Source organism: Lysobacter enzymogenes (assembly GCF_023617245.1).
GTDB lineage: Bacteria > Pseudomonadota > Gammaproteobacteria > Xanthomonadales > Xanthomonadaceae > Lysobacter > Lysobacter yananisis.
Map to the genome: position 1 here is coordinate 2,776,777 of NZ_CP067396.1, position 13,910 is coordinate 2,790,686.

At 68.4% G+C, this 13,910-nt stretch carries 9 protein-coding genes and 1 pseudogene; 6 read left to right on the forward strand and 4 right to left on the reverse strand.

What is annotated here, in order from left to right:
* Window positions 1-191: 191 nt before the first annotated feature.
* Window positions 192-968 (forward strand): DUF3011 domain-containing protein, encoded by a 777-nt coding sequence (locus JHW41_RS11720; protein ID WP_057947786.1) that lies wholly within the window; start codon window positions 192-194, stop codon window positions 966-968.
* A gap of 158 nt (window positions 969-1,126) precedes the next feature.
* Here JHW41_RS11720 and JHW41_RS26895 read toward each other — a convergent pair.
* A pseudogene (locus JHW41_RS26895) lies at window positions 1,127-1,222 on the reverse strand (hypothetical protein); the annotation flags it as partial.
* Between JHW41_RS26895 and mtnA the strand changes: the two are divergent.
* From mtnA to JHW41_RS11745, 5 genes are all read left to right on the forward strand, one after another.
* Window positions 1,209-2,270 (forward strand): S-methyl-5-thioribose-1-phosphate isomerase, encoded by a 1,062-nt coding sequence (mtnA, locus tag JHW41_RS11725; RefSeq protein ID WP_250450117.1) that lies wholly within the window; start codon window positions 1,209-1,211, stop codon window positions 2,268-2,270. The pseudogene JHW41_RS26895 and the gene mtnA sit on opposite strands and share 14 nt — an antisense overlap.
* Before the next feature lie 61 nt (window positions 2,271-2,331).
* The gene (locus tag JHW41_RS11730; protein WP_250450119.1) at window positions 2,332-2,787 is read left to right on the forward strand and encodes a hypothetical protein; all 456 of its coding nucleotides are present in this window, start codon (window positions 2,332-2,334) and stop codon (window positions 2,785-2,787) included.
* 401 nt (window positions 2,788-3,188) lie between these two features.
* Window positions 3,189-5,906 (forward strand): DNA gyrase subunit A, encoded by a 2,718-nt coding sequence (gene gyrA / locus JHW41_RS11735; protein ID WP_057947783.1) that lies wholly within the window; start codon window positions 3,189-3,191, stop codon window positions 5,904-5,906.
* 494 nt (window positions 5,907-6,400) lie between these two features.
* Window positions 6,401-6,997: a YceI family protein gene (locus JHW41_RS11740; protein ID WP_250450121.1), complete on the forward strand. Its 597-nt coding sequence runs from the start codon at window positions 6,401-6,403 to the stop codon at window positions 6,995-6,997.
* A gap of 310 nt (window positions 6,998-7,307) precedes the next feature.
* The gene (locus JHW41_RS11745) at window positions 7,308-7,661 is read left to right on the forward strand and encodes a DUF1428 domain-containing protein (RefSeq protein ID WP_250450123.1); all 354 of its coding nucleotides are present in this window, start codon (window positions 7,308-7,310) and stop codon (window positions 7,659-7,661) included.
* Window positions 7,662-7,760: 99 nt separating this feature from the next.
* Here the strand turns inward: JHW41_RS11745 and JHW41_RS11750 are convergent, their stop codons facing one another.
* From JHW41_RS11750 to JHW41_RS11765, 3 genes are all read right to left on the reverse strand, one after another.
* On the reverse strand, window positions 7,761-8,654 hold the full coding sequence (locus JHW41_RS11750; protein ID WP_250450125.1) for a S1 family peptidase: 894 nt from the start codon (window positions 8,652-8,654) through the stop codon (window positions 7,761-7,763).
* Window positions 8,655-9,005: 351 nt separating this feature from the next.
* On the reverse strand, window positions 9,006-10,907 hold the full coding sequence (locus JHW41_RS11760) for a M4 family metallopeptidase (RefSeq protein ID WP_284499542.1): 1,902 nt from the start codon (window positions 10,905-10,907) through the stop codon (window positions 9,006-9,008).
* 780 nt (window positions 10,908-11,687) lie between these two features.
* Entirely contained in the window at window positions 11,688-13,238 is a 1,551-nt protein-coding gene (locus JHW41_RS11765; RefSeq protein ID WP_250450133.1) for a M4 family metallopeptidase, read from the reverse strand.
* Window positions 13,239-13,910 lie beyond the last annotated feature (672 nt).

The following is a 13,910-nucleotide window of genomic DNA, read 5'->3' on the forward strand; positions in this document are numbered from 1 at the left end:
ACTGTCGATAGGTCGTAAGTCATGCGACAAACGGCGGAGGCGGTCGCATGTAATCGTTTAACAATAAGCACGCGATGAATGCTTCTTGGGCATTCGCAGTCGACTTCGTCCGCGACGCGAAATCTTGAACTGGCGTTAAGCGGGCAACGCTAGAGTCCTCCGCAAAACCGATCACGACAAGGAGCCCGAACATGTCCGCACGCATGCTTTCCACCGCCGGCCTGACCCTCGCCCTCGGCCTGGGCGCCGCGGGCGCTGCCCAGGCCGCGCCGCAATACAACGACTACGGTGGCGACGGCGGTTCGATCCGCTGCGAATCCGACAGCGGCCGCTACCGCCGCTGCAACGCCGACACCCGCGGCGGCGTGCGCCTGTCGCGCCAGCTGTCGAGCTCCTCGTGCATCCAGGGCCGCAGCTGGGGTTACGACCGCAACGGCGTGTGGGTGTCCGAGGGCTGCCGCGCCGAGTTCGATCTGGGCCGCGGCGGCGGTTGGGGCGGCGGCAACAACGGCGGTTGGAACGGCGGCAGCGGCGGCGACGTGGTGCGCTGCGAATCCGACGGCGGCCGCATGCGCACCTGCCCGATCAACGGCAACCGCGCGCGCCTGCAGCGCCAGCTGTCGAGCTCCTCGTGCATCGAGGGCCAGAGCTGGGGCTCGCGCCAGGGCGAGGTGTGGGTCAGCAACGGCTGTCGCGCCGAGTTCGTGGCCGGCCGCGGCGGCTGGGGCGGCGGCAACGGCAACGGCGGCTGGAACGGCAACAACGGCGGCGGCTGGGGTCGCGGCCAGGAAATCAGCTGCGATTCCAACAACAACCGCCAGCAGCGCTGCAACGTGACCATCCGTCGCGATGCGCGACTGATCCGCCAGAGCTCGGGTTCGCCGTGCATCGAGGGCCAGACCTGGGGCTGGGACCGCAACGGCGTGTGGGTGTCCAACGGTTGCCGCGGGCGGTTCCAGGTCAACTGATCGGCGCGCGGAACGAATCGATCGAGACAACGCCCCGGCTGCAAGGCCGGGGCGTTTTCGTTTGGGGGATTCTCGTACCGGATCGAACGGCGTCGGGCCTGAAGGCCCTCCCACAAAAGCCCGGCCCGGTGCCGGGCCGTCGCTCTTGTGGGAGGGCCTTCAGGCCCGACGCTGTTTTTCCAGACGGCGGCAACGCCCGAAGTTTCGAGACCGACACACGCATCCGCTAAACTTGCCGCCATGAACGACGCCATCGATTTCGACCGCTACGACCGCATCCGCCCGATCCGCTGGACCGGGCAGGCCCTGGAGTTGCTCGACCAGCGCAAGCTGCCGTTCGCGGTGGAGTACGTGAGCTGCGCCGACAGCGACGAAGTCGCCGCGGCGATCCACGCGCTGACCGTGCGCGGCGCCCCGGCGATCGGCATCGCCGCGGCCTGGGGCGCGGTGCTGGCCGCGCGCGCGGTCGAGGCGGCCGACGGCGCGCAGGCGCTGGCGGCGATCGAGCCGGCGTTGCAGCGGCTCAACGCCGCGCGCCCGACCGCGGTCAACCTGGCCTGGGCGCTGGCGCGCATGCGCCGCGCGCTGGACGGGACCGGCGCCGATTGGCGCGAGGTGCTGGAACGCGAGGCCCAGGCCATCGCCGAGGAAGACCTGGCCGCCAACCGCCGCATGGGCGCGCTCGGCGCGGCCCTGATCGAACCCGGCCGCGGCGTGCTGACCCACTGCAACACCGGCTCGCTGGCCACCGCCGGCTTCGGCACCGCGCTCGGCGTGATCCGCGCCGGCGTCGCCCAGGGCCGGATCGAGCGCGTGTTCGCCGGCGAGACCCGGCCGTGGCTGCAGGGCGCGCGCCTGACCGTGTGGGAACTGGAGCAGGACGGCATCGACCCGACCCTGATCGCCGATTCGGCCGCCTCGCACCTGATGAAGAGCGGGCAGGTGGGCTGGGTGATCGTCGGCGCCGACCGCATCTGCGCCAACGGCGACACCGCCAACAAGATCGGCACTTACCAGCTCGCCATCGCCGCGCGCCACCACGGGGTCAAGTTCATGGTGGTGGCGCCGTCCTCGACCGTGGACATGGACACCGCGTCCGGCGAGCTGATCGAGATCGAGGAACGCGACCCGGGCGAACTGTTCGCCGTCGGCGGCGCGCGCACCGCGGCCGAGCGGGTCGGGGCCTGGAATCCGGTGTTCGACGTGACCCCGCACGAATTGATCGACGCCATCGTCACCGAGCGCGGGGTGATCGAACGCCCGGATGCGGCGGCGATGCGCGAGGCGTTTTCCGCCGGCTGACGCCCGCGCGCCGACGGCGCGCCGGACGCGCGCCAGCTCTGCGTTTCCAAGGAACAGGACGATGCCCGACCGCCCCGAGCTGCCCGCGCTGATCGCGATCGATCACGACGACTACCACGCCGAACACGTCGGCCGGCTCGCCGACGGACGCCAGTTCTTCCTGACCACGCCCTTCGCCGGCGCGCTGCAGGGCGCGGCCGGCAACGAGTTCGTCGCGCTGTACCTGTTCGACGCCGCCGGCGCGCTGTTGGAGGCGCGCATCGACGAGTTCGGGCCGCGCGCGGGGATGGACCGCGAGGCGCGCAACCGCGTCTACGAGCAGCGCCTGGCCGAGCTCGGCGAGATCGAATTCGACCGGATCGAGATCGCGCCGTTCTCGCTGACGCGCTTCGGCGTCGAGTTCGGCCTGATCCCGAACTGGCCGGAAGACGAGGGCGAGCCGCTCTCGATCAGCCTGCAGCCGGGCGATTACATGGCCTTCTTCGAGCCCTGGGACAGTGGCGACTACGACACCTGAGCCCGTTTCCCCGGGCGCCTGGACGCGCCGCGCGCGGGCGCCGCGGGAGCGGGTCGCGACTGCGGGCGAGGGCGCGCGATCGGGATCGGAAAGCGGGTTTTGCCGCGCCCGCGACGGACGCCGCGGGCCGCCCGCGCGCAAGGCCCGCCGCGGATGTTGCAGCGCAGCTGAAAAACTCCGCCAAGTGCTTGTTTCTGCGTGGGAATCGGGCCCATGCGAAAGCGGTTTTGTGCTATAGTCGCGTGTCTCTTTGATGCCGCCCCTAGCGAGCTGCAGGACAGGCCCGCCGGGCTCGTGTTTCCGGTGGGTTTGTCGTGTCGGTTCTGTCGTCGTTCCCGCGGGAACGGCGGCCCCGTTCGCGCGGGGGCGTCCGAATCACTGTACGCAGCAACGGAACCCTGATGGCCGAACTCGCCAAGGAAATCATCCAGGTCAATCTCGAGGACGAGATGCGCCGCAGCTACCTCGATTACGCGATGAGCGTGATCGTGGGGCGCGCGCTCCCCGACGTCCGCGACGGCCTCAAGCCCGTGCACCGCCGCGTCCTGTACGCGATGAACGAGCTCGGCACCCACGCCAACAAGCCGCACGTCAAGTCCGCGCGCATCGTCGGCGACGTCATCGGTAAGTACCACCCGCACGGCGACCAGTCGGTGTACGACACCCTGGTACGCATGGCCCAGCCGTTCTCGCTGCGCTACCTGCTGGTCGACGGCCAGGGCAACTTCGGCTCGGTCGACGGCGACGACGCCGCGGCGATGCGATACACCGAGGCGCGCATGACGCGCCTGACCCACGAACTGCTCGCCGACATCGACAAGGAAACCGTCGATTTCCAGCCCAACTACGACGAGAAGGAACTCGAGCCGACGGTGCTGCCCACGCGGGTGCCGCACCTGCTGGTCAACGGTTCGGCCGGCATCGCGGTCGGCATGGCGACCAACATCCCGCCGCACAACCTCACCGAGGTCGTCAACGCGGTGATCGCCCTGATCGACGAGCCGGAGATCGACGTCGACGGGCTGATGGCCTACATCCCGGGCCCGGACTTCCCGACCGCGGGCATCATCAACGGCACCGCCGGCATCGTCGCCGCCTACCGCACCGGCCGCGGCCGGGTGCGCATGCGCGCGCGCGCCGAGATCGAGGTCAACCAGGACACCGGCCGCGAGGCGATCGTCGTCACCGAGATCCCGTACCAGGTCAACAAGGCGCGGCTGATCGAGAAGATCGCCGAGCTGGTCAAGGAAAAGCGCCTGGAAGGCATCAGCGAGCTGCGCGACGAGTCCGACAAGGACGGCATGCGCATCTTCATCGAGGTCAAGCGCGGCGAAGCGGCCGAAGTGGTGCTCAACAACCTCTATCAGCAGACGCAGATGGAGTCGGTGTTCGGCATCAACATGGTCGCCCTGGTCGACGGCCGGCCGCAGTTGCTGACGCTCAAGCAGGTGCTGGAAGCGTTCGTGCGCCACCGCCGCGAGGTGGTGACCCGCCGCACCATCTTCGAACTGCGCAAGGCGCGCCAGCGCGCGCACATCTTGGAAGGCCTGACGGTCGCGCTCGCCAACATCGACGAGATGATCGAGCTGATCAAGACCTCGGCGAACCCGAACGAAGCGCGCGAGCGCATGCTGGCCAAGACCTGGGAACCGGGCCTGGTCGGCGCGCTGCTGCAGGCCGCCGGCGCCGAAGCCTCGCGTCCGGAAGACCTGCCGGCCGGCGTGGGCCTGCACGACGGCCGCTACCAGCTGACCGAGGTCCAGGCCAACCAGATCCTGGAAATGCGCCTGCACCGCCTGACCGGCCTGGAGCAGGAAAAGCTCACCGAGGAATACCGCCAACTGCTCGAGGCGATCCGCGGCCTGATCGAGATCCTGGAAAATCCCGACGTGCTGCTCGAGGTGATCCGCACCGAACTGCGCAACCTCAAGGAAGAGTTCGGCGACGAGCGCCGCAGCGAGATCCGCGCCAGCGAGGAAGACCTCGACATTCTCGACCTGATCGCGCCGGAAGACGTGGTGGTGACGCTCTCGCACGCCGGCTACGCCAAGCGCCAGCCGGTCAGCGCGTATCGCGCGCAGAAGCGCGGCGGCAAGGGCCGCAACGCGGCCGCGACCAAGGACGAGGACTTCATCGACAAGTTGTGGCTGGTCAACACCCACGACACCTTGCTGACCTTCACCAGCACCGGCCGGGTGTTCTGGCTGCCGGTGCACCAGCTGCCCGAAGCCGGCCCGAACGCGCGCGGCCGCCCGATCATCAACTGGCTGGCGCTGGAAGCCGGCGAGCAGGTGCAGGCGGTGCTGCCGGTGCGCGAGTACGACGAGGACCACTTCGTGTTCTTCGCCACCCGCAACGGCCGGGTCAAGAAGACCCCGCTGACCGAGTTCGCGTTCAAGCTCGCGCGCGGCAAGATCGCGATCAACCTCGACGACAGCGACGCGCTGGTCGACGTGGCCCTGACCAACGGCGAGTGCGACGTGATGCTGTTCGCCTCCAACGGCCGCGCGGCGCGCTTCGCCGAGTCGACCGTGCGGCCGATGGGCCGCACCGCCAGCGGCGTGCGCGGCATGCGCCTGCTCGCGGCCTCGGCGGCGGAAACCGAGGGCGAGGACGCGGCGGCGGCCGAGGGCGATGCCGACGCGACCGATGCGCCGAACGACAGCGGCACCTACGTGGTGAGCCTGGTCGTGGTCGAAGGCGACGGCGACATCCTCACCGCCAGCGAGCGCGGCTACGGCAAGCGCACGCCGGTCGGCGACTATCCGCGCAAGGGTCGCGGCACCCAGGGCGTGATCGCGCTCAAGACCAACGAGCGCAACGGCACCCTGGTCGGCGCGATCCAGCTCAGCGACCACCACGAGGTGCTGATGATCTCCGACGGCGGCACCCTGGTGCGCACGCGTGCGGCGGAGATCTCGCAGGTCGGCCGCAACACTCAGGGCGTGACCCTGATGCGCCTGTCCGAAGGCGAGACCCTGCAGACCATCGAGCGCGTGGACGCCTCGCTGGACGAGGAGGACGGCGAGGGCGAGGCCAGCGCCGCCCCGGTCGCCGACCCGGCGGGCGAACGCCCGGCCGGCGAGGGCGCGGCGGAAACGCCGGCAGCGCAGGACTGAGCGCCGGCCGCTTCGGCGGTCGTGCCCGGTTGAAGAAGACGCCGCCTTCGGGCGGCGTTTTCTTTGGGCGCGCGTACGGTCTTCCGCAGGGGATGGCGAAAGGCGCCGACGCCGCGGGTGCCGGAGAGTGGCTGCTGGAACGGCGGCAGGAGGGCGTCCGCTAAACGGCGGCCGAATCGATCGCCGAATCAGCGGTCCGATCGACGGCCCAAGCGGCAGACCAACCGGCGCGCCCAAACCACGCGTCGAGATCGCATGTCGAAACCGTCCAGGCTGGTTCGTCGTACCGGTAAGCGGCCCGTTCCGCCCTCGCCGATGCAGGCGGGGCGAGGCCATGCTGCAGCGCACGAACAGCTGCGCAGTATCGGCACGAGCGATGGGTCGCGCGCTGCGATTGCGGCGCCGTCGAAGCCGGTGCTAGCGTGCCCGGGCTTCGCCGTCGTGCGTCCATCCGCCGCGTTCCGGCGCTTTCCCGCCTGCCCTGGAGTCCGCCCATGAACACTTCCGCGCTGTGCCTGCTGACCTCGCTCGCCTTGTTCGCCGGCGCCGCCGCCGCCGCGCCGGCGACCTACAAGATCGACTCCAGCCACACCTATCCCAGCTTCGAGGCCGACCACATGGGCGGCCTGTCGAAGTGGCGCGGCAAGTTCAACCAGTCCGCGGGCCGCATCGTCCTCGACAGGCAGGCCGGCACCGGCTCGGTGGAGGTCGCGATCGACGTCGCCAGCGTCGATTTCGGCATGGACGCGATGAACGAGGAAGCCAAGAAGGCGACGCTGTTCGACGTCGCCCAGTTTCCGACCGCGACCTACAAGGGCAAGCTCGCCGGCTTCAAGCACGGCAAGCCGGACAAGGTCGTGGGCGAACTGACCCTGCACGGCGTGACCCGGCCGCTGGACCTGGACATCGCCCAGTTCAAGTGCATGCCGCACCCGATGTACAAGCGCGAGGTCTGCGGCGCCGACGCCGGCGCGAGCTTCCAGCGCGACCGGTTCGGCATCAGCGCGGGCAAGGACTACGGTTTCGACATGACGGTGAACCTGCGCATCCAGGTCGAGGCGATCGTCGAGGAAAGCGCCGCGGCCACGTGAACGGCGATGCCGGTGCGTACGTTCGTGCGCGAGCGCGGATGACAAAGCGCACTGGGCCGCGCCGCGCGCAAGCCCGACAGTCCAGTCGGTACCGCGCCGCCGCGATGCCGACGGTAGGAGCGGCGCGAGCCGCGACCGCGAATTCGCGAGTGCGGTGTAGGTTTCGTCGTGATTGAAAATTCGCGGTCGCGGCTTGCGCCGCTCCTACAGGGGCAAGCCGGCGGCCGTTGACGGCAGCGAACGCCGCATTGCAATCGCCGCGGCGCGAAGCGATTTCCCCACCCAGGGCCCGAGGCCCGCAGGAGGACGCATGAGCTACGTAGACGGTTTCGTACTGGCCATCCCCAAGGACAATCTCGCCGCATACCGCAAGATGGCGCGCAAGGCCGGCAAGATCTGGATGGAGCACGGCGCGGTGGCGTACTGGGAAACCATCGAGGACGACGTCAAGCCCGGCAAGCTGACCTCGTTTCCGCAGGCGGTCAAGCTCAAGCCCGGCGAGGTGGTCGCGTTCTCGTGGATCGTCTACAAGTCGCGCAAGCAGCGCGACAAGATCAACGAGAAGGTGATGAAGGACCCGCGCCTGCAGATGGACATGAAGAACGCGCCGTTCGACGCCAAGCGCATGATCTTCGGCGGCTTCAAGCCGCTGGTGGTGCTCTGAGCGCAGCCGCGCCGCGACCGCCGCGCCGGTAGGCCGGCGCGGCGGTCGTGCGCTCAAGTCGCGCTCAGTTCGCGATTGGGCGCGCGAACCCAGGCGCGATCACTTGCGCTTGGCCAGCTTGGTGCCGTTGCTGAAGGGATCGGCGATGAAGGCCGAGATCTCCTCGTTGGCGACGCGGGTGAATACGCCCGGGTAACCGGTCGCGCCGCAACCGGCACCGCGGCTGACCACGCCGACCTGGAGGAAGTTCTTGTCGCCCGGCAGGGCCACGAACAGCGGGCCGCCCGAATCGCCCTGGCAGGCGTCCTTGCCGGTGCGGCCGGCGCACAGGTCCAGCGCGGCGCTGGAGAGCATGTTGCTGTTGCGGTAGGCGTACGCGCACTCGGCGTACGACACCACCGGCAACTGCACTTCCTGCAACCGGTTGGGCTGGCGCACGCCGTTGCCGCCGGGCGGGAACGGATTTTGCTGGATGGTGTTGCCCCAGCCGATGTTGGTCAGCGCGGTGCCCGGGCGTTCTAGCGCGTCGGTGCCGGCGGTGACCAGCGCGACCGGCTTGACCTTGTCGATCGGCGCCTTCAACACCAGGATCGCGACGTCGTAGCCGCCGTCGCCGGCAAGATACTTGGGATGCACATAGGCCGAATCGACCTCGGCCTTGACGCCCTGGGCGTCGTTCTTGAGCGCGGTGCGTCCGGCCACGACCGAGAAATCCGCGGCCTCGAACCCGGCCACGCAATGCGCCGCGGTCAGCACCAGGTAGCGCGAGATCAGCGAACCGCCGCACCAGTGGTTGTCGTAGGCGTTGTCGCCGCCGAGCAGCTTGAGCTGCACGGTGACCATGAACGGATATTTGCCGTTGACGACGTCGGTGCCGCCGATGATCTGCGGGCGGATCGGGGTGTCGGATTGCTTCTGCGCCGCTTGCGCCGAAGCGGCCAGCGCGGCCGCGGCCAGCAGGCCGGCGAGGCTGATCCATTTGAAGGCTTTCATGCGTGTTTCTCCATGGGTGGGTGGCGAATTGCGGAGACAAGACGTCCCGCTCCGCCGCGCGAGCGGCGGCGGATCGATTGCCGGCATGGATGCCGTGCGCGTGTTCGGCGGGACGTGGGGGCGGACGCGCAGGCCGCAGTCAAGGAATAGCGCCGCGCGCGCACCGGCGGCATGCGCGCGAGGGCGCTGAATGCAGTGCGTTGTGTGTAGCCGATTCCAGAACCACAACTCGATTACAACGCATGCGCGCCGCGGCTGTCGCGCGCGCAAACAAAAACCCCGGCCGAAGCCGGGGTTTTTGCCGGGCCCATGCGCGCGGCCCGCGATTGCGCGTTGTGACCGGTTATCCGATCAGAACGTGATGCTCCACTTGTCGATGCGGCCGGTGTCGGCGTTGGCGTTGTCGTTCACCCGCAGCTTCCACACGCCGTTGAGCGGCTCGCTGGAGAGGTTGAAGGTGAAGGTGCCGGTGACGTTGTCGGCGCTGCCGCCCGAACGGTTGCTGATGTTGTACAGCGAGCCGTCCGGCGCGACCAGGTCGACCTTCAGGTCGCCGCGGTAGGTGTGGATGATGTTGACCGTCACCTGCGCGTTGGTCGGCGCGTTGCCGGTACGGCCGGAGACCGTGATCGGGCTGTCGACGGTGGCGTTGTCGTTGATCGCGTAGTCAGCGTCGTTGGTGTAGGTCTGGCCGCCCGGGCCGGGGCCGGTCGGGCAGGTCACGCCGACCGCCGAGAACGCCGCGGTCACGTCGGCCTTGGCGTAGCCCAGGTCGGTGGCCGCGGTTTCCACGCCGCACGCGCCGTTGTTGAAGTCGGTGCTCGGGGTCCAGTAATCCTTGTTGGCCTTGGCGAAGGCCTTGAACGCCTTGACCGTATCCCAGCCGGCGCGCTTGGCCAGGGTGTAGAACGCCTTGTTGTACACGCCGGACGAGTAGTGCACGTCCATGCCCGAGGTGTAGTTGCTGGCGTGGCCGATCGAGCGCCCGTCGCGGGTCGGGTCGTCCATGTAGCGCAGCGCGCCGCTGGCCTTGAAGATCTGGGCGCCGACCAGGAAGTCGTTGGTGTTGTTCATGAAGTACTCGGCGGCCTCGCCGGCCATGTCCGAGAACGCTTCGTTGATGCCGCCGGACTGGCCGGAATAGATCAGGCCCGACTGCTGCTCGGTGAAGCCGTGCGAGACCTCATGCGCGGACACGTCCAGGCTCACCAGCGGATAGAAGCGGGTGGCGCCGTCGCCGAAGGTCATCGCCGAGCCGTCCCAGAACGCGTTCTCGTAGCTGTTGCTGTAGTGCACGCGCATGGTCAGCTGGAAGGTCAGCGGCGGGGTGCCGACGTAGCTGTTGTACATGTCGAACACGACATGGCCGAAGTAGTGCGCGTCGTTCAGCGGCGAATAGGCGCCGTTGATGGTCTTGACCGTGTTGCGCGGGCAGGTGTACGAGAACGCCGTGCTGCCGCTGGTGCCGTGATTGAGGTTCACGGTCTTGACGTTGGTGTTGGTCATCGTGCACGTGCTGCCGCTTTGGGTCACGTCGTTGAACCCGAAGTTGGTGCCGTACTCGTACTGGCCGGTCTTCTGGTTGCCGCCGGGGCCGGTGCCGACCAGAGCGTGGTTCAGGCCGTCCCACTGCTTGAGCACCTTGCCGCTGTTGGCGTCGACGATGACGAACGGACGCATCGGCGAGCCGCCCTTGGCCGCATCGGCGAAGTAGTTGACGACATAGGCCAGGTGGGCCTTGCCGGCGTCGTCGATGTAGATCATCTGCTGGCTGCTTTCGTTGCGCACCTGCATCGAGCCGGCGCTCTTGCCCATGCCGGCGGCCTTGGCCACGCTCAGCGCCTGGGCGCCGTCGAACTTGGCCTTCTGGCTCGGCAGTTCCGCGGCCAGGCCGGCGACCGAGCGGCCGAACAGGGCGCGCACGTTGCCCTTGGCGTCTTCGCGCACGACCACGTGCTCGCCGAACACCGGGATGCCGCGGAAGGTCTGCTGGTAGCGGTAGTTGCGCGAGCCGTCGGCGTCGACGCTGCTCTTGAGCTGGGTCAACGCGGAGTCGGCGTCGAGCGCGATCAGCTCGGCGTGGCGCACGTTGGCCTTGGCCGCGGCGCCGGACTTGGCGGCGACGGCCTGGTACTGCTGGTTGAGCTTGGCGACATCGACGCCGTGCAGGTCGACGCGCTGGGCGGCGCCGGCGGCGCCGGCGGCGAGGGCGAGCGAAAGGGCGAGGGACAGCGCGGATACGTTGCGATTCACTGGTGTAACCCCCAAACGAGTGTGGATGGTGGCCGCGTTCGCGGCCGGCTCTCATTGCTCGTGCATCCGCTCCCCCGTAGCCCGCGGCGCCGCGCCCGGACGTCCTGCCCTGGGTGCGCGCGCGTTGCCGGACTTCGTTGCGGATACCGCGTCGACGCGTAACGCGGCGGGGGGACGCTAGGTGCGGCACGAAAAAGCCGTCAACGCGGGTTGCGCAGTTCACAAACCGAATGCGACGTGTGCGCCCGCCTTGCGCAGATGATTTCTTCTGAAAGCGTTCTGCGACGAGGGCCCGCGGATATTCGGCCGGCGCGGAGCCCGCGACCGTGCGCGTAATAATGTTTCAGCATTATTGCTGCGCCGCAACAAGATGTGGCGGGCCGGGAGGTAGGGTAGATCGTCACATAATGCGTTTCATACACAGGCCGAATGTGTTGCAGCGCACTTTTCGCCGGAACTCTGGGCGCCTGGCCGGTTTACGGCGCGCGCGGCCGCAGGCGACGGCGGTCTCCTTTTTCCTGTTTCGCGCGGAATGCCAGGGGCGCATGTGACCGCCGCACGGCGGCTTTTGCCCGCGCTATCGCAGTTGCGGATTCATTATGTTTTTGCATGAGTTGCGCGGATAGCGAAAAACGCGACGAAGTGCGGAAAAGAAAACCCCGGCGCAGGCCGGGGTTTTGCTTGGTCGCGTCGGCCGGGCGCTCGCGAGCCGCGGCCGCGCCGGATCCGCGGCCGCCGCGCGCCGGCCCCGCAGGGGCGGGCCGGCGCGCGCGTCCCGTCTTACTGCGCGGTCACGCCGACCTGGTTGAAGGCGTCGATCACGTCCGCGGTGCTGTAGCCCAGGTCCGCTGCGGCCTGGCGCACGCCCTGGCCGCCCTGGTTGAAGTTGGTGCTCGGGGTCCAGTAGTCCTTGTTGGCCTTGGCGAAGGCCTTGAACGCCTTGACCGTGCCCCAGTTCGGCTTCCTGGCCAGGATGTAGAAGGCCTTGTTGAACACGCCCGAGGAGTAGTGCACGTCCAGGCCGTTGCGGTAGTCGCGGGCGTGCCCGATCGAGCGGCCGTCGCGGGTCGGGTCGTCGAAATAGCGCAAGGCGCGGCCGGCGGCCTTGAAGATGTCGGCGCCGACCAGGAAGTCGTTGCTGCCGCGCGAATAGAACTCGGCCGCTTCGCCGGCGATGTCGGAATAGGACTCGTTGATGCCGCCGGACTGGCCGGAATAGATCAGGCCCGACTGCTGCTCGGTGTAGCCGTGCGAGGCTTCGTGCGCGACCACGTCGAGCGAGACCAGCGGATGGAAGGTGGTGGCGCCGTCGCCGAAGGTCAGCGCGCGGCCGTCCCAGAACGCGTTCTCGTAGTTGCGGCTGTAGTGCACGCGCAGGGTCAGCTGGAAGGTCAGCGGCGACAGGCCGACATAGGCCTGATAGGTATCGAACACCACTTTGCCGAAGTAGTGCGCGTCGTTGAGCGGCGAATAGGCGCCGTTGATGGTGCGCACGGTGTTGCGCGGGCCGGCGTAGGAGTAGGCGGTGGAGCCGCTGGTGCCGTTGTTGAGGTTCACCGTCTTCACGTTGGCGGTGTTGAAGGTGTATGTGCTGCCGTTCTGGGTCACGTCGAGGAACGGACGGCCGCCGCTGCCGTACTCGTACTGGCCGATCTTCTGGTTGCCGCCGGGGCCGGTGCCGACCTGGGCGTGGTTGAGGCCGTCCCACTGCTTGAGGATCTTGCCGTCGAGCGCGTCGACGATCGCGAACGGCCGGCTCGGCTCGCCGCCCTTGACCGAGTCGGAGACGAAGTCGACCGCGTAGGCCAGGCGGGCGCGGCCGGCGTCGTCGACGAACACCACCTTGCGGCTGTTCTCGTTGCGGGTCTGCAGCGCGGCGGCGCGCTTGCCGTGCGCGGCGGCCTTGGCCAGGCCCAGCGCCTGCGACGCGCTGAGCTTGGCGTCGAGCTTGGGCAGGTCGGCGGCGATGCCGGCGACCGAGCGGCCGAACAGCGCGCGCACCTTGCCCTGGGCGTCCTCGCGCACCACCACGTGTTCGCCGAACACCGGCACGCCCTCGTAGGTCTGCTGGTAGCGGTAGTTGCGCGAGCCGTCGGCGTCGACGCTGCTCTTGAGTTCGCTCAGGTTCGACTCGGTGTCGAGCGCGATCACCTCGGCGTGGCGCACGCTGGCCTTGGCCGCGGTGCCGGACTTGGCGGTGGCGGCGCGGTATTGCTGGTCGAGCTTGGCCGCGTCGACGCTGTGCAGATCGACCACTTGCGCCGCGTCGGCGGCGCCGGCGGCGAGGACGAAGGAAACAGCGAGGGACAGTGCCGATACGTTGCGATGCATGGGAGTGCTCCGGAAGGTGAGGGGAGGAAGCGACGGCCGTGTCCGCGGGTTTTGCGCGGATGCCGCGGCACGATTGCGCGGCGGAATCGACGCTAGGCAGGCGGGCAGGGGCCGGCAACGCGATGTGCCGCGGTCACATCCGGAGCGCGACCTCGTCCGGGGCGGTTTTCGCGCCGGTTTCCGACGAAACCGTTGCCGTCATTGGCTTCGGTAAATCCCGGATTCCAAAGGAGAAATCTTGAAAAAAGTAATAATGTTCCAGGGTTTATGCTGCAGCGCAGCATAAGATTGGAGCGTGGGCGAGGCTTACCGCCCCGCAGTGGCGCGCGATTATGTGACCGGTATTTATTTTCGGCGCCTGGCGCCGGCATTTTTCCGATTTCTGCGGGGTTTCAATTGCGCGTCGTCGCGGGAGTAATTCGCCGGTCAATACTGCGTTGTGACGGCCTGTGCGCCGGTTTTGAGGCGGCGGCGGGCATTATCGGAAAGCGGTCGCGTACATAACCTTTGCTCATGGCGGCGGGCATGAGGCGGAAACCGAAGCGGCCGCACAGATCGCATCCAATCGCGACGTGGCTGGCAGCGCTCTTGTAGGAGCGGCGCGAGCCGCGACCGCGGGGCCGCAAGTTCGCGTCGCGACCTGCGCCCCCGCGGTCGCGGCTCGCGCCGCTC

Excerpts from the sequence above, each read along its gene's own strand:
- JHW41_RS11730 (WP_250450119.1), top strand. The coding sequence starts at position 2,332 with ATGCCCGACCGCCCCGAGCTGCCCGCGCTGATCGCGATCGATCACGAC.
- JHW41_RS11765 (WP_250450133.1), bottom strand. The coding sequence starts at position 13,238 with ATGCATCGCAACGTATCGGCACTGTCCCTCGCTGTTTCCTTCGTCCTC.
- JHW41_RS11740 (WP_250450121.1), top strand. The coding sequence starts at position 6,401 with ATGAACACTTCCGCGCTGTGCCTGCTGACCTCGCTCGCCTTGTTCGCC.
- JHW41_RS11745 (WP_250450123.1), top strand. The coding sequence starts at position 7,308 with ATGAGCTACGTAGACGGTTTCGTACTGGCCATCCCCAAGGACAATCTC.
- mtnA (WP_250450117.1), top strand. The coding sequence starts at position 1,209 with ATGAACGACGCCATCGATTTCGACCGCTACGACCGCATCCGCCCGATC.
- JHW41_RS11750 (WP_250450125.1), bottom strand. The coding sequence starts at position 8,654 with ATGAAAGCCTTCAAATGGATCAGCCTCGCCGGCCTGCTGGCCGCGGCC.
- JHW41_RS11720 (WP_057947786.1), top strand. The coding sequence starts at position 192 with ATGTCCGCACGCATGCTTTCCACCGCCGGCCTGACCCTCGCCCTCGGC.
- gyrA (WP_057947783.1), top strand. The coding sequence starts at position 3,189 with ATGGCCGAACTCGCCAAGGAAATCATCCAGGTCAATCTCGAGGACGAG.